Source organism: Salipiger thiooxidans (genome assembly GCF_900102075.1).
Classification (GTDB): domain Bacteria; phylum Pseudomonadota; class Alphaproteobacteria; order Rhodobacterales; family Rhodobacteraceae; genus Salipiger; species Salipiger thiooxidans.
The window spans coordinates 432708-450513 of sequence record NZ_FNAV01000001.1 but is presented as its reverse complement, the minus strand read 5'-3'; the positions used below and the strand labels follow the sequence as shown (position 1 = coordinate 450513).

The window sequence follows — 17806 nt, the reverse complement described above, 5'->3', positions numbered from 1 at the left end:
GTGCTTGGTAACCTTATCCCGCCATACACTCCCGGGAGTCAGCCGGAGAACAGGCCGTTGAGGTGATGGGAGAGCCCGCTAGAAAGGACGACGTTCTTGGTCAGAAGGCCAGTGCCGCCCGCCGCGCGTTGGAAGCGCGGGCGATGTCACCGGCCAAGGCCCTGCGTCGTGCGCTCTCGCGCACCGCCGATGTCCTGTGGGACCTCGCGCTGGTCACCCATGGCGTCAGCCAGGAGATGGCGGATCAGGACGGCGTGGTCGAGATGCTGCCCTCGGGCACGCTGCTCCTGCTGCTCGACGGGCCCGGCGGCGCGCTCGGGCTCGCGATGATCGACCGCGAGATCATGACCGGGCTGATCGAGGTGCAGACGCTGCTGCAGGTCACCCAGATGCCGGTCGAGGATCGCCCGATCACCCAGACCGACGCGGCGATGATGGCGCCGCTGGTCGACGGCACGCTGGACCGGCTCGAACGCTACCTCGAGGGGCACCCGCTGCGCCCGCAGTTCGCGGGGTTCCGCTTCGGCGCCATGGTCGAGGATGCGCGCACCGCCGGGCTGCTGCTGGATGCGGCGGGGTACCGGGCCTTCAACGTCAGCGTCGATCTCGCGCTCGGGCGGCGGAAGGGCACGATCCTGCTCGTCCTGCCCGACCGTCCCGATGCCGGCAAGGCCGACGCCGAAGATGGCGATGCAGGGGCTCCGGGCCCGCACGAACGCAAGATGAAGCTGCTGCCGGTGCGCATGGATGCCGTGCTCTGCAGCCTGACCATCCCGCTCAGCGCGGCACAGCGGCTGCGGGCGGGCGACCTGATCCCGCTGCCGCCCGAGGCGCTCGATTCGGTGGAGTTCGTGGCAGGCGCCGGCCCCGCGGTGGCCGGCGGCAGGCTCGGCCAGATGAACGGCATGCGTGCGGTGCGGCTGAGCTGGCCCCAGGGCGCGGGCAACGTCTCCGCGCCCATGAGGGAGGTGTCCGAGCTCGAGCCGGGCGGCATGGTGGAGCTCGCCGCCGCCGCCGTGTCCCGCCCGGAGCCCGAGCCGGACCCGGAGCCCGAGTTCTCGGCCTCGGAAATGACCGAGGATCTGCCGGACCTGCCGCCGATGGAGTTCGATACGGGGGATTTCAGCTTCGACGCCGAGCCTGCCGAGGCAGAGGCGGGCGATTTCGACTTCGATTTCTCGGCCGCGCCGCTCGATGTCGAGGAAAGCTGAGACGCAGCGCGAGAACCACGCCGGAAATGCCCTGCGCCCGACAGGCGGGCGCAGGAAGACCATGCGGGGGCGCCTTAGCCCTTCTGCGCCGCCAGCGCGTCGAGCGTCGGGCGCAGGCCGCCGAGGTCGTAGCCTGCCTTGGCACCGGTCGCGATGATCGTGTCGGTGTCGATCGCGCCGGCGTTCGCCATGGCCCAGACGATCGAGCTGCGCGTGCCGGACCGGCAGTAGGCCAGCACCGGGCCCTCCGCCGCGCCGATGGCCGAGGCCTGCTCGGCCACCTGGTCGAGCGTCAGCCCGCCGTTGACCACGGGGATGTAGACGAAATCCATCCCCGCGTCGCGCACCGCGGTCTCCAGCGCCTTGCGTTGCAGCGGGGGCGGGACCTCGTCGTCAGGACGGTTGCAGATGACAAGCGAAATGCCCGCCGCCGCGATGGCGGGCACCTCTTCGACCGCGATCTGCGGCGAGACGGAATAGCCGGGGGTGAGTTCGATGATAGCCATGGCGGTTACATCACTCCGCGGCCACGGGTTTGTCCAGACGGGTTCGCAAGAAAGGCGCAACGGCCATTCCCGTCAGCATCGCGGCGACGAAAATCCAGAGCCCGGGCCCCCCGAAACTGAGCGAGGCGATGGCCGGGCCGGGGCAGAGACCCGCGAGGCCCCAACCGATCCCGAACAGCAGCGAGCCGAGAATCAGCTTGCGGTCGATGGTCGTCGAGGATTTCGGCGGCAGCGGCGTACCGAGCGCCGAATTGCGCAGCCGCGCGGCCACCAGCCAGGCGATGGCCATGGGGATCATCGCGCCGCCCATGACGAAGGCGAGCGTCGGGTCCCAGGCGCCGAAGACGTCGAGCCAGCCCTGCACCTTGGTGGTGTCGGTCATCCCCGAGATGAAGAGCCCGCTGCCGAAGAGACCGCCCGCGATCAGGGCGAAGAGAAGCCGTGCCATGTCAGATCACTCCCAGCAGGTGGCGGAAGACAAGCACACCGACCCCGCCCGCGAAGATGTAGGTGAGCGTCGCAGCGAAGCCCCGGACCGAGAGCCGTGACATGCCGCAGACCCCGTGTCCCGAGGTGCAGCCGTTGGCGAGCCGCGTGCCCGCGCCGACCAGGAGCCCCGCGATCACCAGCACCACGAGGTTCTCGCTGATGTGCGGGTCCACCTCGTGGTAGAGCGGTTGCAGGATCACCGGCATGAGCACGACCCCCGCGAGGAAGACGATGCGCTCCCACTTCGTGTTGCCCGCCGAGCCGTCTATGAGCCCGCCGATGATGCCAGAGGCGCCCATGATCCGCCCGTTGAAAAGCAGGTAGACGGCGCCCCCGGTGCCGATCAGCAGCCCGCCGATCAGGCCCCAGATCCAGTCCTGTTCCATGTCGTTACGTGTCCTGTGTCTAGTCAGGGAAGCTGCACGCCCCCGGCCTTGGCCGAGGGCGCTGGTCCGGATCACCCGGACCGGTAAGAGGTTCGGGCGGTCAGAGCTTGTTGACCGGCACCTTGAGGAAGACGTCGCCCTTCTCGTCCGCGGGCGGCATCTGGCCCGCGCGCATGTTCACCTGCAGCGACGGGATGATGAGCTTGGGCATGGCGAGCGTCGCATCGCGCGCGTCGCGCATCCTGACGAACTCCTCGGCCGACTTTCCGGCGCCGACGTGGATGTTGAGCGCCTTCTGCTCGCCCACCGTGGTCTCCCACGCGTATTCGTCGCGGCCGGGCGCCTTGTAGTCGTGGCCGACGAAGATCCGGGTCTCGTCCGGCAGGGCGAGGATCTTCTGGATCGAGGCAAACAGCGTCTCGGACGAGCCGCCTGGGAAGTCGCAGCGCGCGGTGCCGAAGTCGGGCATGAAGAGCGTGTCGCCGACAAAGGCGGCGTCGCCGATCACGTAGGTCAGGCAGGCAGGCGTATGGCCCGGCGTGTGTAGCACGTCGCCGCGCAGCTGGCCGATGTGGAAGCTGTCGCCCTCCTGGAAGAGCTGGTCGAACTGCGAGCCGTCGCGCTGGAACTCGGTGCCCTCGTTGAACACCTTGCCGAAGGTGTCCTGCACGATCTTGATCCGGTCGCCGATGCCGATCTTGCCGCCGAGCTCGCGCTGGATGTAGGGCGCGGCCGAGAGGTGGTCGGCGTGCACGTGGCTCTCGAGCAGCCATTCGACCTTGTAGTCCTTGTCCCGGACAAAGGCGATGATGGCATCCGCCGAGCGCGTGTCGGTGCGGCCGGAGGCGTAGTCGAAGTCCAGAACCGAGTCGATCACCGCGCAGGACGATCCCTGCGGATCGCGCACGACGTAAGAGATCGTGTTGGTGGCTTCGTCGAAAAATGCGGTGACTTCAGGTGACATCATGGCGGTGATCCTCCGTTTCCTCATTCATATAGCTAAACGTGAATATGTATTCAAGGATTCGTTCTGTTGATCTGTTGACTTGAATCATTGCGGGGAGAGCTCCCCGGTATCATTCTTGATTCAGAAAGGCGTCGCAGGTGCAACTATGTCGCACGACAAACACAAGGCTATGCTGCTGAAGCGGCTGGAGGAACTGAAGACAAGGCTCGAAGGGATCGAGGATTCGCTCGACGAGCCCAAGCCCAGTGACTGGGACGAAAGCGCTACAGAACGCGAGGGGGACGAGGTTCTGGAAAGCCTCGGAACCAGCGGACAGGCCGAAATCGGCCGGATCGAGGCGGCGCTGCGGCGCATGGACGAGGGGGAGTACGGGTACTGCCTGACCTGCGGGGAGGCCATTTCGGAGGCGCGGCTGGACATCCTGCCTGATGCGCCTCTATGCGCCGCCTGTGCCGGGGGGCGTAAACCCTAGGGCGGGCCCTCCCGCCCGCTCACGAGGAGGAAAACTATCATGATCGAAGCCCTGAAAACACGCATCAAGCAACTCGAATCCGAGATCAAGGTGGTCGGCGGGGACGAGGCTGTCTGCAAGGATCTGCTCGAGGATCTCGAACGCCATGTCGAGGAGCTCGAGGCGCGTGGCGGAAAGGTTCCCGCTTCCGCGCTGGCGCTGGTGCGCCCCGATGGCGACAGCGAAATCGAGGACCAGTTCGACAACATGCCGATCTGACCGGCCCGCACCGCGCCGGGAGCTTGCTTGCCTTGACCGGCGGTTTGCCGTCTAATGCCGCAAAATCGCGCGGAAAAGCGCGGAAAACCGGTGGTGACGGCCGATCGGCCGGCAAGCGGGGGCAGGCAGATGCCAGAGGCGCGGGACGCGGTCGACTATAGGTTCGGAGACGGCATCGCCTGGCTTGCCGTCGCCAATCCCCCTGTGAACACCCTGTCGCGCAGGGTGCGCGAGGGCTTGGGCGCCGCGCTGGACCGCGCCGAGGCCGAGCCCGGGCTGAAGGCAGTGGTGCTGATGGGGGCCGGCGCCACCTTCTCGGCCGGCGCCGATCTTGCCGAGCCCGGCAGGCCGTCCGCGGGGCCTGCCGTCGTCGATCTCTGCGCCCGGCTCGAGGGCTTCCCGGTTCCGGTGGTCGCTGCGATCCACGGCACCGCGCTTGGCGGCGGGCTCGAGCTGGCGCTTGCCGCGCATTACCGCATCGCGCTTTCCTCCGCCCGGCTCGGCTTTCCCGAGGTCCGGCTGGGGCTGATCCCGGCCGCCGGCGGTACCCAGCGGCTGGCGCGGATGATCGGGGCGAAGGGCGCTCTCGACATGTTGCTTGGCGGGGGCATGTTCGCCGCCTCCCGTGCGCCCGCGCGCGGGCTGCTCGACGCGGTGGCCGAGGGCGACCTGCGGGCGGCGACCGAGGGCTTTGTGCGCCAGCTGCTCGAGACCGGGCAAGGGCCGCGCCGCTGTTCGGAAATGCGCCAGGGCTTCGCCGAGCCCGCCGCCTACCAGAAGGAGGTCGCGCGCCGTCGCGACGCCGCCGCGCGCCAGCCCGAGATTGCCCCGCGCGAGCTTGTCGCCGCGGTCGAGGCGGCGATGCTACTGCCCTTCGAGGCCGGTCTCGCCTTCGAGGCGGATGTGCAGGAGACCTGCCTTGCCTCCGACCAGTCCCGCGCCCTGCGCGCCGCTTTCGTCTCCGAGGGCATGGCGGGCCGGCTCGGCCTTCCGGGCGGCACCGCCCGTCCCGCGCTGCACCGCCTTGCCGTCCTGGGCGGCGGCGGGCTTGCGGCGCAGCTCGTTTTCACCGCGCTCAATGCCGGGCTCGAGCTGCGCTGGGGTACGATCGATCCCGAGGCGTTCCTGACCGGTGTGCCGCAGTTGCGCGACGCCTTCGCCGAAGCGGTGAAACGCGGCGCGCTGACCGACGAGCAGGCGCAGGATCGCATGGCCGGGCTCAAGGTCGGCGACAGTGCGTCCATGGCGGCGGACGCGGACATGGTCGTGCTCGCGGCGCAGGGGCAGGGCCACGTACCGGTGCCCGAAGGCACGGTGCGCGCGGTCGCCTGCGCGGGCGAGGTCGAGGCGCTCGGCCTGCGGTTCGCGCAGCCCGGCTCCGCCTCGCGGCTGGTCGAGGTTGTGGCGGGACCCGTCGTTTCGGCCTCCGAGCTTGCCGCGGCGCAGGCGCTGGTGCGGGCGCTGGGCAAGATCGCGGTGCGCGTGACGTCTCGCGGGGAAACCATTGCCGCGCGTCTGGTGGCGGCCTGCCAGCGGGCGGCGGATGCGCTGGTGGACGCGGGGCAGAACCCCTACGACATCGACCGCGCCTTCCGCGAGTGGGGATGGACCCGTCCGCCCTTCGAGGCACGCGACCGGATGGGGCTCAGGGAGCTTGCCACGCAGCCGCGCGCGGACGGGGCGCGCAACTGGTCGGCGCTGCTGCTCGGGGCCGGGCGCGGGGGGCGTTCCGCGCGCCGGGGCGTGTACGACTGGACCGCAGATCCGTCGATGCCCCGCGAAGACTCGGCGCTGAAGACCCTGCTCGACGCCGAGCGGCCGTCGGCTGCGGCGATGCCGCCTGATCTCATCCGCAAGCGGGTGCTGGGGGCGATGGTGAACGAGGGCGCGCGGATGCTGGCCTCGGGCATGGCGCTGCGCCCCTCGGACATCGACGTGGTGGCGCTGCATGCGCTCGAGATGCCGCGCTGGCGGGGCGGGCCAATGCATCTTGCCGGAGTGATGAAACTTCTCGCGCTGCGCCGCGCGATGGAGGGCTTCGACCATCCCGATCGCGCCTTCTGGGCGCCCGAGCCGATCTTTGCCGAGCTCGTCAAGAACGGCCGCAGCTTCGATGACCTGAATGCCGAGCCCGTGTCGCGCTCGGCCTGAGGCCAGCGCAACGGCCGGTTCAGCCCAGCGAGATCCCGACGATCACCATCATCAGGCCGATGACCGAAAGCATCATGGTGCCCATGTTGAGCGGCACGACCTTGCGCACCACCTCACGCAGCGCCTCGTCGTCGAGCCCGGCCTTGCGGGCGCTCCACACGCGCCAGATGCACCAGAAGAGCCCGCCGAGTCCCACCACCGAGATCGCCGCTCCAAGCCAGATGAGCCATTCCATCGGGTCTCTCCCCTTCGCCCTCGCAGATCCCGGTTCCGGTAATCCATCGCCCATGCCCCCGCAACCCCTTGATGGCCGCGCGCGGCATGGGATACTCAGACGCCAAACCGGCAGGAGACAAGAACGATGCAAGACGAAGGTTCGAGCAACAGCTACGGCGTGGCGGCGGGCGAGCTCAAGAGCTTTATAGAGCGCTACGAGCGGCTCGAGATCGAGAAGAAGGAAGTCGCCGACCAGCAGAAGGAGGTCATGGCCGAAGCCAAGGGGCGCGGTTACGACACCAAGGTCATGCGCAAGGTCATCGCCCTGCGCAAGCGCGACAAGGACGACATCGCCGAGGAAGAGGCGGTGCTCGAGATGTACAAGGCCGCGCTCGGCATGGAGTGACGGCGCGCAGGGGCGCCGCGTGCGCCCCTTTCGCACCGCCTTGCGAAGACCGTCCTGCGCACGTGGCGCCCGATGCCGGCCCGGGGCGGAGATTCTGCAAGGCATGGCGCCGACGGGCGCCGACCCGTCCGCGAAAAGCCGGGACTGAACACCTAGGGCTCGATCAGCGTGACGCCGGGCATCTGCCCGATCTGATAGACATCCTTGTCGTAGAGCTCGGTCAGCATATCGACATAGGCCGTGTCCCATCCGGGCAGGTCCAGCTCTTCCTCCACCGCCTCGTCCAGCGCGTACTTGTCGAGGAAGGCCATCATCACCCGCCGCTTCTGCGTCTCGTTCACCGTCGGGTTCTCCTTGAGGAAGGCGCGAAAGCGCTGCATCCCCTCGGGGCTGACGATCTCGGAGAACAGGTCGAAGGCGCCGGTGATCCTGCGGTCGGTCTCGATGCCGGCCATCTCGTGCAGGAGCTGGCCCCAGATCAGCGGCGTGTCCTCGTTGCACCAGACGGTGAGCGGGGCGTCGGGCAGGGCAGTCCGGATCCGCGCGATCATCTCGGACCAGCGCAGGTGCATGGGATCGGCACCCGACAGGAACTCGTCGAAGCTGCCATGCGGCGTGCTGCGGTAGACCGCAGGCAGGTAGGTCGCGAAGTTGCGCAGTCCCACGAAGATCTCGATGCCGTCGCCCGGAAACAGCCGCGCCATCGCCGGCAGCCGCTGTTCGAGCTTGCGGTAGAGCCTGCCGCCCGAGAGTGCCAGCTTCGGTACCGAAAGCAGGTTCTCGTGGCTGAGCACCAGCCGCTGCACCGTCTCGGGATCCTCGTCGAGGATCGCGTCGAGCAGCACCTCGCGGGCCTCCGGCGCAGGCGTGGCCTCGCCAAGCGTGTTCAACGTCTCCGAGAGCAGCGTGCGGTAGCGTCCGGGGCCGGGGATGCAGATGCCGTCCTTGCGCAGATCTCCGACGTTCTTGAGCAGCCCCTTGAGCAGTCGGTCCTCATCCGTGCACTGAACGCCGAGGTGAAGAGTGATCTGCATTGCCTGCTCTTTTGAATGGCCCGGCGCCGCACTATAAGGGCTTTCACGGCGAGGAAAACCGCAATTGCCCGGGAGAGTGCGCATGAGCCTTGCAGATCAGAGCTCCGTCAAGCCGCGTCGCGGATGGCGGCTGCCCAGCCCGTGGTCGGTCGGGGCGGCACTGATCGCCGCGCTGGTGGTGGCGCCGATTCTCGCGGTGTTCTGGATCGCGCTGTTCCCGGCCGAGAACATCTGGCCGCACCTCGTCTCGACGACGCTGCCGCGGTACCTGTCGAACACGCTGGTGCTGATGTTCGGCGTCGGCGCGCTTGCCGGGGCGGCGGGCTCGGGCGCGGCCTGGCTGGTGTCGCGCTACGAGTTCCCGGGCCGGCGCTGGCTCGAGTGGCTGCTGCTGTTGCCGCTGGCGATCCCGGCCTACGTGGGCGCCTACGCGCTGGTGGATTTCCTCGAATACGCGGGGCCCGTGCAGAGCGCCCTGCGGCAGCTCTTCGGCTGGAGGACCGCGCGCGACTACTGGTTCCCCGAGATCCGCTCGATGGGCGCCGCCATCATCGTGCTCGCCGCCGCGCTCTACCCCTATGTCTACCTGCTGGCCCGCAACGCCTTCCGCGAGCAGTCGGGTTCGTCCGAGGAGGTGGCGCAGTCGCTGGGCTCCGGGGCGATGGGCCGGTTCTGGCGGGTGGGCCTGCCGCTGGCGCGGCCCGCCATCGCCGCGGGCATGGCGATCGTGATGATGGAATCGGTGAACGACTTCGGCACGGTCGACTATTTCGCGGTGCAGACCCTGACCACCGGCATCTTCTCGGTCTGGCTGCAGAGCAACAACGCAGGCGGCGCCGCGCAGATCGCCACCACGGTGCTCGCGCTGGTGATCCTGCTGGTGCTGCTCGAGAAGAGCTCGCGCCGGAAGATGCGCTTCTTCAACCTTTCGACCCGCTCGCGCCCGGTCACCCGCAAGGTGCTGCCCCCGCGCGGGGCATGGCTGGCGACGCTGGCCTGCCTCATCCCCTTCGCCATGGGCTTCCTGCTGCCGGGCGGGGTGATCCTCAAGCACGCACTGCGCAACGCCGAGAACTGGGCCGACCCGCGGCTCTGGGAGGCTGGGCTGCACACTTTGGTGGTTTGCGGTCTGGCGGCGATCTTGACGGTGCTGGGCGCGGTCTTCCTCGTCTACGGCGTGCGCCTCTCCGGGCGCCAGCTGCCGCGGCTGCTGTTACCGGTGACGACCATCGGCTACGCGGCGCCGGGAGCGGTGCTGGGCGTCGGCATCCTGATTCCGCTGGCCGGGCTCGATCACGCGCTCGCGGATGCGGTCGAGTCGGCGACGGGGCGCGACATCGGGCTGGTGCTCACCGGCTCGGCCTTCGCGCTGATCCTGTCGTATTTCGTGCGCTTCTTTGCCATCGCGCAGGGGGCGGCGGACGCGGCGATGGGGCGGGTCTCGCCCAACCTCGCGCTGGCCGCCCGCTCGCTCGGCCGCAGTCAGGGCCGGACGCTGGTCGAGGTCTACTACCCGCTGATCCGCGCCTCCATTGCCTCGGCGCTGCTGCTGGTCTTCGTCGATTGCGTGAAGGAACTGCCCGCGACGCTGCTGCTGCGGCCCTTCAACTACGAGACGCTGGCCACCCGGGTGCACGAGCAGGCCTCGCTCGAGTACCTCGGCGGCGCGGCCCCTGCTGCGGTGCTCGTGATTGCGGTCGGCCTCGCGGCGGTGGGGCTGCTCGCCCGCGCGAACCGCTAGATTGCGCTTGCAAGCGAGGGCCGGGCTGGCATATCCATGCCGCCACGGTGCCCCTATAGCTCAGCTGGTAGAGCAACTGATTTGTAATCAGTAGGTCCGCGGTTCGAGTCCGTGTGGGGGCACCAGGATCCTTCCTTCTTGCCGAAGCCCTGCGCACCATTGCCTGCCGAAAGCCTGCGACGCGTGGCGAGATCGGCGAGGCTGTCCCAAGGCGCTTGACCTCGGGAGGCGCTTTCTCTAACAAGCGGCATCCGCAAGGCCCCGGATTCGTCCGGGGCTTCGTGTTTGTTCGCGAGAACATCTAACCGGGCACCTTCGGGGGCCTATACTACCGGCCACCTGCAGGCAGCCTGTCCCCGCGACAGCAGACCGAGGGGGCTGTAACATAGGGTGGATTCTCCACCCGTCTGCAAACGGAAGACAGAAGCATGGCACTCAAGTCGTACAAGCCGACGACGCCGGGCCAGCGCGGGCTGGTGCTGATCGACCGTTCGGAGCTGTATAAAGGACGTCCCGTCAAGGCCCTCACCGAGGGTCTGACCAAGTCGGGCGGCCGGAACAACACCGGACGGATCACTGCACGCCGCCGCGGCGGTGGCGCAAAGCGTCTCTACCGGATCGTCGATTTCAAGCGGAACAAGTTTGACATCAACGGTATCGTTGCACGCATCGAATACGACCCGAACCGGACCGCATTCATCGCACTCGTCCAGTATGACGATGGCGAGCAGGCCTACATCCTCGCGCCCCAGCGTCTCGCCATCGGCGACAAGGTGGTCGCGTCCGCGAAGGCCGACATCAAGCCCGGCAACGCGATGCCCTTCTCGGGCATGCCGATCGGCACGATCGTCCACAACATCGAGCTGAAGCCCGGCAAGGGCGGCCAGATCGCACGCGCTGCGGGCACCTACGCCCAGTTCGTCGGCCGCGATGGCGGCTACGCCCAGATCCGCCTGTCCTCGGGCGAACTGCGCATGGTGCGTCAGGAATGCATGGCCACCGTCGGTGCCGTGTCGAACCCCGACAACAGCAACCAGAACCTCGGCAAGGCCGGTCGCGTCCGTCACATGGGCAAGCGTCCGTCGGTCCGCGGTGTCGTGATGAACCCGATCGACCACCCGCACGGTGGTGGTGAAGGCCGGACCTCCGGTGGCCGTCACCCGGTGACGCCGTGGGGCAAGCCGACCAAGGGCAAGCGTACCCGCAACACCAACAAGGCGTCGCAGAAGCTTATCATCCGCTCGCGCCACGCCAAGAAGAAGGGTCGCTAATCCATGTCGCGCTCTGTTTGGAAAGGCCCTTTCGTCGATGCCTACGTCCTGAAGAAGGCCGAGAAGGTTCGCGAAAGCGGTAAGAACGAAGTCATCAAGATCTGGTCCCGTCGCTCGACCATCCTGCCCCAGTTCGTGGGCCTGACGTTCGGCGTGTACAACGGCCAGAAGCATGTGCCGGTGAACGTGTCGGAAGACATGATCGGCCAGAAATTCGGTGAATACGCGCCGACCCGTACCTACTACGGTCACGCCGCCGACAAGAAAGCCAAGAGGAAGTAAGCCATGGGCAAGGATAAGAATCCCCGCCGCGTGGCGGACAACGAGGCGATGGCGAAGCTCCGTATGCTGCGCACCTCGCCGCAGAAGCTGAACCTGGTGGCCGCGCTGATCCGTGGCAAGAAGGTGGAAAAGGCCCTTTCGGACCTGACCTTCTCGAAGAAGCGGATCGCCGTGGACGTGAAGAAATGCCTTCAGTCCGCCATTGCGAACGCCGAGAACAACCACGGCCTTGACGTCGACGAACTCGTCGTCGCCGAAGCCTACGTGGGCAAGAACCTTGTGATGAAGCGTGGCCGTCCCCGGGCACGTGGCCGCTTCGGCCGCATCAACAAGCCGTTCTCGGAACTCACCATCAAGGTGCGCCAGATCGAGGAGCAAGCCTAATGGGTAACAAGACCAATCCGATCGGCATGCGCCTCCAGGTCAACCGTACCTGGGACAGCCGCTGGTACGCAGACACCAAGGACTACGGTGACCTGCTTCTGGAAGACATCGCGATCCGCGATTTCATCCACGAAGAGTGCAAGCAGGCCGGCGTCGCCCGCGTGATCATCGAGCGTCCGCACAAGAAGTGCCGCGTGACGATCCACAGCGCCCGTCCGGGCGTCATCATCGGCAAGAAAGGCGCGGACATCGAAGTCCTGCGCAAGAAGCTGGCGAAGATGACCGACAGCGAGCTGCACCTCAACATCGTCGAGGTCCGCAAGCCCGAGCTGGACGCCCGCCTCGTGGGTGAGAGCATCGCGCAGCAGCTCGAGCGCCGCGTTTCGTTCCGTCGTGCCATGAAGCGCGCGGTGCAGAACGCCATGCGCATGGGCGCACTGGGCATCCGCGTGAACGTCGCGGGCCGTCTCGGCGGTGCCGAGATCGCTCGTACCGAATGGTATCGCGAAGGCCGTGTGCCGCTGCACACCCTGCGCGCCGACATCGACTACGCCAATGTCGAAGCCACGACCCCCTATGGCATCATCGGGATCAAGGTCTGGATCTTCAAAGGCGAGATCATGGAGCACGATCCGTCCGCCCGCGAACGCAAGTCGCAGGAAATCCAGGACGGTCCGGCTCCGCGCGGCGCCATGGGCGGCCGTCGCTGAGGGAGTTTGAGACATGCTTCAACCGAAACGCACAAAGTTCCGCAAGATGTTCAAGGGCCGGATTTCCGGCGAGGCAAAAGGCGGTTCTGATCTCAACTTCGGCCACTACGGCCTGAAGGCTCTGCAGCCCGAGCGCGTCACCGCCCGGCAGATCGAAGCCGCACGTCGTGCCATGACGCGTCACATGAAGCGTCAGGGCCGTGTCTGGATCCGCATCTTCCCGGACACCCCGGTGACCTCCAAGCCCACCGAAGTCCGGATGGGTAAGGGTAAGGGCTCGGTCGATTACTGGGCCTGCAAGGTCAAGCCCGGCCGCGTGATGTTCGAGATCGACGGCGTCAGCGAAGACATCGCACGTGAGGCCCTGCGCCTTGCCGCGATGAAGCTTCCGATCAAGACCCGCGTCGTCGTCCGCGAAGACTGGTAATCCCGGTCGCGGGTCCGCCCGCACCAGGACATCGAGCCAAGAATTGGGCCCCTGCCGAGCGATCGGCGGGGGCCTTCCCGTTTCCGAGCCGTTGCGCCCTGTTTCATGCTCCGGGGCCTTGACCGTGTCCGCAGCACGGTGTTCGCCGGTTCCCGGTTCCCGGTTCTCTGTCGGCGGCCCGCAGTCCGAGGCCCGACGTGTCGTTGGAGGTCACCCAACCCGCCGCCGTAGCCTCGACCCCCAGTACCGCGCGTCCCTCATCGCCGGAACACCGGCGCCATTTCCCGCTCGAACCGGGCCCAGGTCATCGTCGCTTTGTTGCCCGCGTAGCCGTGGTACCGCGACTTGCCCGAGGGCAGGGGCAGCCCGGCCCAGATCCCCGCGAGATTGTGCATGAAACTGCGGGGCGTGATCTCGCCCCGCTGCGCCTCGGGCAGGCCGGCGTCGAGCAGGAGCAGGTCGGCGAGGTGGTCCTGCACCCGGGGCGTGAAGCGCGTCTCGCGCGAGAGCCCGGCCCGGCGCACCAGCGCGCGCAGCGTATCGGGGACGAACTGGTAGCGCCCGATGGCGTGGGGCTGGCCGGGGGTCGCGGCGATCCAGTCGTAGATCTCGCCCAGGGTCATCGCGGTGGGGCGCTTGCGCGGCAGGCTGCGCGCGCCGTGCTGGATGGCGTCGTAGCCGGCGGGCCCGGCCTCGGCCAGGGCGATGACGTTGCGGATGTGCTCGGCGACGTTGCTCGAGGGCGCCAGCGCGGGCAGGGGGGCCGCCCGCACCACCGGCTCGAAGAAGCTGCCCCCCTGCGTGCCCGCAAAGAGGCTCGCCCCGCCGTTCGCCCCGTCGCTCGGCGCGCCACCACGGGGCGCGATCAGCGCCTGTCCCTGCTGCAGCAGCGGCCCCCGTGTCTCGCCCAACGGCAGGAAGGCCGCGGCGCGGGCGGGGCCGCAAAGCAACGGGACGCAAAGCATGGCGCCGCAGAGCAGCAGGAAGAGGGCCAGCAGGCGCGGCAGGGTCATTCTGACCTCGGGATCGGTTCCGGTGCGGCAGAGCTTCGCAGACACCGGTTGAGAAATCCTTGCCTCTCGCCAGCCGCCCCGACTCAGGCTAAGACGCGGACATGAGCCAGATCCGATCCCTCTTCGCGACCCGCCTGTACCACGCCCGGCTCTCCGAGCACGGGCCCGCTGTCGACACCTCCGAGCTCGAGACCTCGTGCTGGTCCATCGCCGAGGACGACGAGGCGGGGCAGGAGTGGTGCGACGAGAACAACTACCCGGGCTACACCTCCTATGCCTCGCTGACCGACCTGCCGTGGCGCTTCCCGATCTTCGCCGATCTGGTGGCCGCCATCGACAAGCACGTCGCGGCCTTTGCCGAGGACCTCGAGTTCGACCTTGGCGACAAGACGCTGGTGGTCGAGGACATTTGGATCAACCTCCTGCCCGAGGGCGGCACGCATTCTTCGCACATCCATCCGCACTCGGTGATCTCGGGGACGACCTATGTCTCGATGCCCGACGGCGCCTCGGCCCTGAAGCTCGAGGACCCGCGTCTGGGCTTCATGATGGCCGCCCCCGCGCGCCGCAAGGGCTGCCGCGAGGAACTGAAGACCTTCGTCTACGAGGCCCCGGCGGTGGGCGACGTGCTGCTCTGGGAATCGTGGCTGCGCCACGAGGTCCCGCCCAACACGTCGGAAGACGAGCGCATCTCGGTCAGCTTCAACTACAAGTGGGAGTGAGCGCCGGTCCGGGCTTTGCACGGCAAACGCTCCGGGGGAGCGTTTGAGGTGCGAACGGGCGGAGCCCAACAGGCTCGTTGGTATTGCAGAGTCTTGATCGAATTGATCTGACATCTTTCGAGTGAAGGCCAAAGATCGACGACCTGCATGTCGAGCTTCGGCGGCCGCCCGAAAGCGTGGTGTCAGTAGCTAGTTTTGAGTTCACTAAATACCCAGATCGCTTCTGGGGCGGTGCCCGACCAAAATGGTGGCGCCACCTTTGTAGGAAAAGAGGACTGAGGATCGTAACCGACAACTTTGTCGGGGGGCGCTCCTTTGTTCTCACGAACATTGACCCTCGAAAGTTTTGGAGAGGTCAATGAACCTGACAGAACTCATCGCGAATGCAGAATTGAATATCGGTGTCGCTGAAGGCTTGGGGCTTGGTGCCGTGTTGCTCGCTCTTGTAGCGATAGCATTCCTGATAGGCCGTAAACCGTCTTCGGAGAGCTTGGTCCGATTGTTCAAAGCGATGCGTGGCGGGCGCTAGGCTAGGCGGACCTCGGCGGTCCAAGACTCTCCTTGCCATCTCGCCCCAACGCGCCTATAGACCGCGTTCATCCACCTCCACCGGGAATCAGGGTGACCCGCTTAACGACGGGGCTCTCCGGTGATGTTGCAACAAAGGAGCGACCGATATGGACGCCAAAGAGCTTAGCTCGAAGACCCCGGACCAGCTCCGGGACGAGCTCGTGGCCCTGAAGAAGGAGGCCTTCAACCTCCGCTTCCAGAAAGCCACCGGAGCCATCGAGAACACCGCACGCATCCGCCAGGTGCGTCGCGACGTGGCACGCGTCAAGACCGTGCTGAACCAGAAAGCCGCTGCCGCGGCTTCGGCGGAATAAGGAGTTAACCCCATGCCCAAGCGTATCCTGCAAGGCACCGTGACCTCCACCGCCAACGCTCAGACCGTCACGGTCCAGGTGGTCCGCCGCTTCAAGCACCCGGTGCTGCAGAAGACCATCAAGAAGTCGAAGAAATACCGCGCTCACGACGAGGCGGAAAAGTTCGCTGTCGGCGATATGGTCCGCATCATCGAGTGCGCTCCGAAGTCGAAGACGAAACGCTGGGAAGTGATCGCGGAGTAATCCGCCCACGTCCGAGTTTGATCGAAACCCTGGGGGGTAGACCAAGAACAGCCCCCAAAGGTCGGGAGAAACCACATGATCCAGATGCAGACCAATCTGGATGTCGCTGACAATTCCGGTGCCCGGAAAGTTCAGTGCATCAAGGTCCTCGGCGGCTCGCATCGCCGCTACGCATCGGTCGGCGACATCATCGTCGTCTCGGTGAAAGAGGCCATTCCGCGCGGTCGCGTGAAGAAGGGTGACGTCCGCAAGGCCGTCGTCGTGCGCACCGCCAAGGAAGTCCGCCGTGAAGACGGCACGTCCATCCGCTTCGACCGCAACGCGGCCGTCATCCTGAACAACTCGGGCGAGCCGGTCGGCACCCGTATCTTCGGGCCGGTCGTTCGCGAGCTGCGTGCGAAGAACTTCATGAAGATCATCTCGCTCGCGCCGGAGGTGCTCTGATGGCTGCCAAGCTGAAAAAAGGTGACAAGGTCATCGTCCTTGCCGGCAAGGACAAGGGCAAGACCGGGACCATCGAATCCGTCGATCCGAAGGCCGGCAAGGCCATCGTCGGCGGCATCAACATGGCCATCCGTCACACGCGCCAGAGCCAGACGTCGCAAGGCGGCCGTCTGTCCCAGGCAATGCCGCTGGACCTCTCGAACATCGCCATCGTCGATGCAAACGGCAAACCGACCCGCGTCGGCTTCCGCATCGAAGGCGACAAGAAGGTCCGCTTCGCCAAGACCACGGGGGACGTGATCGATGCTTGATACCGCGAACTACACCCCGCGTCTCAAGGCGCATTTCCGCAGCGACATCAAGGCCGCTCTGAAAGAAGAGTTCGGCTACAAGAACGACATGCAGATCCCTGCACTCGATAAGATCGTTCTGAACATCGGCTGCGGTGCCGAAGCCGTGCGCGACTCCAAGAAGGCGAAATCGGCTCAGGAAGACCTGACCAAGATCGCCGGCCAGCATGCTGTCACCACGAAAGCCAAGAAGTCGATCGCCGGCTTCCGCGTTCGTGAAGAGATGCCGCTGGGCGCCAAGGTGACCCTGCGTGGTGACCGGATGTATGAATTCCTCGATCGCCTGATCAACGTCGCGATGCCCCGGATCCGGGACTTCCGCGGTGTGAAGCCGTCGTTCGACGGCCGTGGCAACTTTGCCATGGGCATCAAGGAACACATCGTCTTCCCCGAGATCGACTTCGACAAGGTCGACGAGGTCTGGGGCATGGACATCATCATCACCACCACCGCATCCACCGATGCGGAAGCCAAGGCGCTGTTGAAGGCTTTCAACATGCCCTTCAACGCGTAAGGAGCGACAGACATGGCCAAGAAATCCATGATCGAACGCGAGAAGAAGCGCCAGGCGCTGGTGGAGAAGTACGCCGCCAAGCGCGCTGAGCTCAAAGAGATCGCGAACGACGAATCCAAACCGATGGAAGAGCGCTTCAAGGCTCGCCTGAAACTGGCGAAACTTCCGCGCAACTCCGCCCCGAGCCGCCTGCACAACCGTTGCCAGCTGACCGGCCGTCCGCATGCCTACTACCGCAAGCTCAAGATCTCCCGGATCATGCTGCGCGAGCTGGGCTCGAACGGTCAGCTGCCCGGCGTCGTGAAGTCGAGCTGGTAAGGAGGGTATGAGATGAACGATCCTATCGGCGATATGCTCACCCGTATCCGTAACGCACAGCTGCGTGGCAAGTCGACCGTGTCGACCCCCGGCTCGAAGCTGCGCGCCTGGGTTCTCGATGTGCTCGCGGACGAAGGTTACATCCGCGGCTACGAGTCCGGGACCGACACCAACGGTCACCCGACGCTCGAGATCAGCCTGAAGTACTTCGACGGCACCCCCGTCATTCGCGAGCTCAAGCGGGTCTCCAAGCCCGGCCGCCGCGTCTACATGGGTGTCAAGGACATCCCCTCGGTCCGCCAGGGCCTGGGTGTGTCGATTGTCAGCACGCCTAAAGGTGTGATGTCGGACGCGAACGCCCGCGCTGCCAATGTTGGCGGCGAGGTGCTCTGCACGGTATTCTAAGG

At 66.5% G+C, this 17806-nt stretch carries 27 protein-coding genes and 1 tRNA gene; 21 read left to right on the top strand and 7 right to left on the bottom strand.

Going from position 1 to position 17806, the window contains the following annotated elements:
- The first annotated feature begins 143 nt into the window (after positions 1–143).
- A complete protein-coding gene (locus tag BLQ77_RS02185; RefSeq protein ID WP_089954786.1) occupies positions 144–1211 on the top strand; it encodes a FliM/FliN family flagellar motor switch protein in 1068 nt (355 codons plus the stop codon).
- Between the two features lie 74 nt (positions 1212–1285).
- On the opposite strand, the gene BLQ77_RS02180 is transcribed toward BLQ77_RS02185, so the two are convergent.
- The 4 genes from BLQ77_RS02180 to BLQ77_RS02165 form a co-directional block, all read right to left on the bottom strand.
- A complete protein-coding gene (locus BLQ77_RS02180; RefSeq protein ID WP_008884427.1) occupies positions 1286–1717 on the bottom strand; it encodes a protein tyrosine phosphatase family protein in 432 nt (143 codons plus the stop codon).
- A 10-nt stretch (positions 1718–1727) separates the two neighbouring features.
- Positions 1728–2165 carry a DUF6691 family protein gene (locus BLQ77_RS02175; protein ID WP_089954783.1) on the bottom strand — a complete coding sequence of 146 codons (438 nt, stop codon included), beginning with the start codon at positions 2163–2165 and terminating at the stop codon, positions 1728–1730.
- 1 nt (position 2166) lies between these two features.
- Entirely contained in the window at positions 2167–2592 is a 426-nt protein-coding gene (locus BLQ77_RS02170; RefSeq protein WP_089954780.1) for a YeeE/YedE family protein, read from the bottom strand.
- A gap of 100 nt (positions 2593–2692) precedes the next feature.
- Positions 2693–3556: an MBL fold metallo-hydrolase gene (locus tag BLQ77_RS02165; protein ID WP_089954853.1), complete on the bottom strand. Its 864-nt coding sequence runs from the start codon at positions 3554–3556 to the stop codon at positions 2693–2695.
- A gap of 148 nt (positions 3557–3704) precedes the next feature.
- Between BLQ77_RS02165 and BLQ77_RS02160 the strand changes: the two genes are divergently transcribed.
- The 3 genes from BLQ77_RS02160 (at position 3705) to BLQ77_RS02150 (ending at position 6440) form a co-directional block, all read left to right on the top strand.
- The gene (locus BLQ77_RS02160) at positions 3705–4031 is read left to right on the top strand and encodes a TraR/DksA family transcriptional regulator (RefSeq protein ID WP_040383834.1); all 327 of its coding nucleotides are present in this window, start codon (positions 3705–3707) and stop codon (positions 4029–4031) included.
- A gap of 39 nt (positions 4032–4070) precedes the next feature.
- On the top strand, positions 4071–4289 hold the full coding sequence (locus tag BLQ77_RS02155) for a hypothetical protein (protein ID WP_008884597.1): 219 nt from the start codon (positions 4071–4073) through the stop codon (positions 4287–4289).
- A 129-nt stretch (positions 4290–4418) separates the two neighbouring features.
- A complete protein-coding gene (locus BLQ77_RS02150; protein WP_242661597.1) occupies positions 4419–6440 on the top strand; it encodes an enoyl-CoA hydratase-related protein in 2022 nt (673 codons plus the stop codon).
- Positions 6441–6459: 19 nt separating this feature from the next.
- Here BLQ77_RS02150 and BLQ77_RS02145 read toward each other — a convergent pair whose 3' ends face one another.
- Complete coding sequence (locus BLQ77_RS02145; RefSeq protein ID WP_008885862.1) at positions 6460–6675, bottom strand: hypothetical protein; 216 nt, start codon at positions 6673–6675, stop codon at positions 6460–6462.
- Between the two features lie 126 nt (positions 6676–6801).
- Between BLQ77_RS02145 and BLQ77_RS02140 the strand changes: the two genes are divergently transcribed.
- A complete protein-coding gene (locus BLQ77_RS02140) occupies positions 6802–7062 on the top strand; it encodes a DUF2312 domain-containing protein (protein ID WP_008884453.1) in 261 nt (86 codons plus the stop codon).
- Positions 7063–7214: 152 nt separating this feature from the next.
- On the opposite strand, the gene BLQ77_RS02135 is transcribed toward BLQ77_RS02140, so the two are convergent.
- On the bottom strand, positions 7215–8096 hold the full coding sequence (locus BLQ77_RS02135; protein WP_089954774.1) for a hypothetical protein: 882 nt from the start codon (positions 8094–8096) through the stop codon (positions 7215–7217).
- Between the two features lie 82 nt (positions 8097–8178).
- Here BLQ77_RS02135 and BLQ77_RS02130 point away from each other — a divergent pair, with 82 nt between their 5' ends.
- From BLQ77_RS02130 to rplP, 7 genes are all read left to right on the top strand, one after another.
- A complete protein-coding gene (locus BLQ77_RS02130) occupies positions 8179–9837 on the top strand; it encodes an ABC transporter permease (RefSeq protein WP_089954771.1) in 1659 nt (552 codons plus the stop codon).
- Positions 9838–9886: 49 nt separating this feature from the next.
- Positions 9887–9962 (top strand) — tRNA-Thr (locus tag BLQ77_RS02125).
- Positions 9963–10265: 303 nt separating this feature from the next.
- Positions 10266–11108 carry a 50S ribosomal protein L2 gene (gene rplB / locus BLQ77_RS02120; RefSeq protein WP_008884331.1) on the top strand — a complete coding sequence of 281 codons (843 nt, stop codon included), beginning with the start codon at positions 10266–10268 and terminating at the stop codon, positions 11106–11108.
- Between the two features lie 3 nt (positions 11109–11111).
- On the top strand, positions 11112–11390 hold the full coding sequence (rpsS, locus tag BLQ77_RS02115) for a 30S ribosomal protein S19 (RefSeq protein WP_008883583.1): 279 nt from the start codon (positions 11112–11114) through the stop codon (positions 11388–11390).
- Positions 11391–11393: 3 nt separating this feature from the next.
- Positions 11394–11774 (top strand): 50S ribosomal protein L22, encoded by a 381-nt coding sequence (gene rplV, locus BLQ77_RS02110; RefSeq protein WP_008885934.1) that lies wholly within the window; start codon positions 11394–11396, stop codon positions 11772–11774.
- Complete coding sequence (gene rpsC, locus BLQ77_RS02105) at positions 11774–12484, top strand: 30S ribosomal protein S3 (protein WP_008885147.1); 711 nt, start codon at positions 11774–11776, stop codon at positions 12482–12484. Before rplV ends, rpsC begins: the two co-directional genes overlap by 1 nt.
- 13 nt (positions 12485–12497) lie before the next feature.
- Positions 12498–12911: a 50S ribosomal protein L16 gene (gene rplP / locus BLQ77_RS02100; RefSeq protein WP_008886211.1), complete on the top strand. Its 414-nt coding sequence runs from the start codon at positions 12498–12500 to the stop codon at positions 12909–12911.
- Between the two features lie 257 nt (positions 12912–13168).
- Here rplP and BLQ77_RS02095 read toward each other — a convergent pair whose 3' ends face one another.
- Positions 13169–13924: a hypothetical protein gene (locus tag BLQ77_RS02095; protein ID WP_165617005.1), complete on the bottom strand. Its 756-nt coding sequence runs from the start codon at positions 13922–13924 to the stop codon at positions 13169–13171.
- Positions 13925–14025: 101 nt separating this feature from the next.
- On the opposite strand from BLQ77_RS02095, the gene BLQ77_RS02090 reads away from it, so the two are divergent.
- From BLQ77_RS02090 to rpsH, 9 genes are all read left to right on the top strand, one after another.
- Positions 14026–14646, top strand: a complete 621-nt coding sequence (locus tag BLQ77_RS02090; RefSeq protein ID WP_089954764.1) for a TIGR02466 family protein — start codon at positions 14026–14028, stop codon at positions 14644–14646.
- 358 nt (positions 14647–15004) lie between these two features.
- Complete coding sequence (locus BLQ77_RS28645; RefSeq protein ID WP_165617004.1) at positions 15005–15175, top strand: hypothetical protein; 171 nt, start codon at positions 15005–15007, stop codon at positions 15173–15175.
- A 148-nt stretch (positions 15176–15323) separates the two neighbouring features.
- Positions 15324–15530, top strand: a complete 207-nt coding sequence (gene rpmC / locus BLQ77_RS02085) for a 50S ribosomal protein L29 (RefSeq protein WP_007792750.1) — start codon at positions 15324–15326, stop codon at positions 15528–15530.
- Between the two features lie 12 nt (positions 15531–15542).
- Entirely contained in the window at positions 15543–15773 is a 231-nt protein-coding gene (rpsQ, locus tag BLQ77_RS02080) for a 30S ribosomal protein S17 (protein ID WP_008885289.1), read from the top strand.
- Positions 15774–15848: 75 nt separating this feature from the next.
- Positions 15849–16217, top strand: a complete 369-nt coding sequence (gene rplN / locus BLQ77_RS02075; RefSeq protein WP_005854833.1) for a 50S ribosomal protein L14 — start codon at positions 15849–15851, stop codon at positions 16215–16217.
- On the top strand, positions 16217–16528 hold the full coding sequence (gene rplX, locus BLQ77_RS02070) for a 50S ribosomal protein L24 (RefSeq protein ID WP_089954760.1): 312 nt from the start codon (positions 16217–16219) through the stop codon (positions 16526–16528). Before rplN ends, rplX begins: the two co-directional genes overlap by 1 nt.
- On the top strand, positions 16521–17081 hold the full coding sequence (gene rplE, locus BLQ77_RS02065; RefSeq protein WP_008884600.1) for a 50S ribosomal protein L5: 561 nt from the start codon (positions 16521–16523) through the stop codon (positions 17079–17081). The genes rplX and rplE overlap by 8 nt, the downstream gene beginning before the upstream one ends.
- A gap of 12 nt (positions 17082–17093) precedes the next feature.
- Positions 17094–17399, top strand: coding sequence for a 30S ribosomal protein S14 (gene rpsN, locus BLQ77_RS02060; RefSeq protein WP_008884119.1), 306 nt, complete (start codon positions 17094–17096; stop codon positions 17397–17399).
- Between the two features lie 12 nt (positions 17400–17411).
- Entirely contained in the window at positions 17412–17804 is a 393-nt protein-coding gene (gene rpsH, locus BLQ77_RS02055; RefSeq protein ID WP_008884588.1) for a 30S ribosomal protein S8, read from the top strand.
- The last annotated feature ends 2 nt before the right edge of the window (positions 17805–17806 follow it).

Coding starts and splice junctions, on each gene's coding strand:
- BLQ77_RS02185 (WP_089954786.1), top strand. CDS start 144: ATGTCACCGGCCAAGGCCCTGCGTCGTGCGCTCTCGCGCACCGCCGAT.
- BLQ77_RS02180 (WP_008884427.1), bottom strand. CDS start 1,717: ATGGCTATCATCGAACTCACCCCCGGCTATTCCGTCTCGCCGCAGATC.
- BLQ77_RS02175 (WP_089954783.1), bottom strand. CDS start 2,165: ATGGCACGGCTTCTCTTCGCCCTGATCGCGGGCGGTCTCTTCGGCAGC.
- BLQ77_RS02170 (WP_089954780.1), bottom strand. CDS start 2,592: ATGGAACAGGACTGGATCTGGGGCCTGATCGGCGGGCTGCTGATCGGC.
- BLQ77_RS02165 (WP_089954853.1), bottom strand. CDS start 3,556: ATGTCACCTGAAGTCACCGCATTTTTCGACGAAGCCACCAACACGATC.
- BLQ77_RS02160 (WP_040383834.1), top strand. CDS start 3,705: ATGTCGCACGACAAACACAAGGCTATGCTGCTGAAGCGGCTGGAGGAA.
- BLQ77_RS02155 (WP_008884597.1), top strand. CDS start 4,071: ATGATCGAAGCCCTGAAAACACGCATCAAGCAACTCGAATCCGAGATC.
- BLQ77_RS02150 (WP_242661597.1), top strand. CDS start 4,419: ATGCCAGAGGCGCGGGACGCGGTCGACTATAGGTTCGGAGACGGCATC.
- BLQ77_RS02145 (WP_008885862.1), bottom strand. CDS start 6,675: ATGGAATGGCTCATCTGGCTTGGAGCGGCGATCTCGGTGGTGGGACTC.
- BLQ77_RS02140 (WP_008884453.1), top strand. CDS start 6,802: ATGCAAGACGAAGGTTCGAGCAACAGCTACGGCGTGGCGGCGGGCGAG.
- BLQ77_RS02135 (WP_089954774.1), bottom strand. CDS start 8,096: ATGCAGATCACTCTTCACCTCGGCGTTCAGTGCACGGATGAGGACCGA.
- BLQ77_RS02130 (WP_089954771.1), top strand. CDS start 8,179: ATGAGCCTTGCAGATCAGAGCTCCGTCAAGCCGCGTCGCGGATGGCGG.
- rplB (WP_008884331.1), top strand. CDS start 10,266: ATGGCACTCAAGTCGTACAAGCCGACGACGCCGGGCCAGCGCGGGCTG.
- rpsS (WP_008883583.1), top strand. CDS start 11,112: ATGTCGCGCTCTGTTTGGAAAGGCCCTTTCGTCGATGCCTACGTCCTG.
- rplV (WP_008885934.1), top strand. CDS start 11,394: ATGGGCAAGGATAAGAATCCCCGCCGCGTGGCGGACAACGAGGCGATG.
- rpsC (WP_008885147.1), top strand. CDS start 11,774: ATGGGTAACAAGACCAATCCGATCGGCATGCGCCTCCAGGTCAACCGT.
- rplP (WP_008886211.1), top strand. CDS start 12,498: ATGCTTCAACCGAAACGCACAAAGTTCCGCAAGATGTTCAAGGGCCGG.
- BLQ77_RS02095 (WP_165617005.1), bottom strand. CDS start 13,924: ATGACCCTGCCGCGCCTGCTGGCCCTCTTCCTGCTGCTCTGCGGCGCC.
- BLQ77_RS02090 (WP_089954764.1), top strand. CDS start 14,026: ATGAGCCAGATCCGATCCCTCTTCGCGACCCGCCTGTACCACGCCCGG.
- BLQ77_RS28645 (WP_165617004.1), top strand. CDS start 15,005: ATGAACCTGACAGAACTCATCGCGAATGCAGAATTGAATATCGGTGTC.
- rpmC (WP_007792750.1), top strand. CDS start 15,324: ATGGACGCCAAAGAGCTTAGCTCGAAGACCCCGGACCAGCTCCGGGAC.
- rpsQ (WP_008885289.1), top strand. CDS start 15,543: ATGCCCAAGCGTATCCTGCAAGGCACCGTGACCTCCACCGCCAACGCT.
- rplN (WP_005854833.1), top strand. CDS start 15,849: ATGATCCAGATGCAGACCAATCTGGATGTCGCTGACAATTCCGGTGCC.
- rplX (WP_089954760.1), top strand. CDS start 16,217: ATGGCTGCCAAGCTGAAAAAAGGTGACAAGGTCATCGTCCTTGCCGGC.
- rplE (WP_008884600.1), top strand. CDS start 16,521: ATGCTTGATACCGCGAACTACACCCCGCGTCTCAAGGCGCATTTCCGC.
- rpsN (WP_008884119.1), top strand. CDS start 17,094: ATGGCCAAGAAATCCATGATCGAACGCGAGAAGAAGCGCCAGGCGCTG.
- rpsH (WP_008884588.1), top strand. CDS start 17,412: ATGAACGATCCTATCGGCGATATGCTCACCCGTATCCGTAACGCACAG.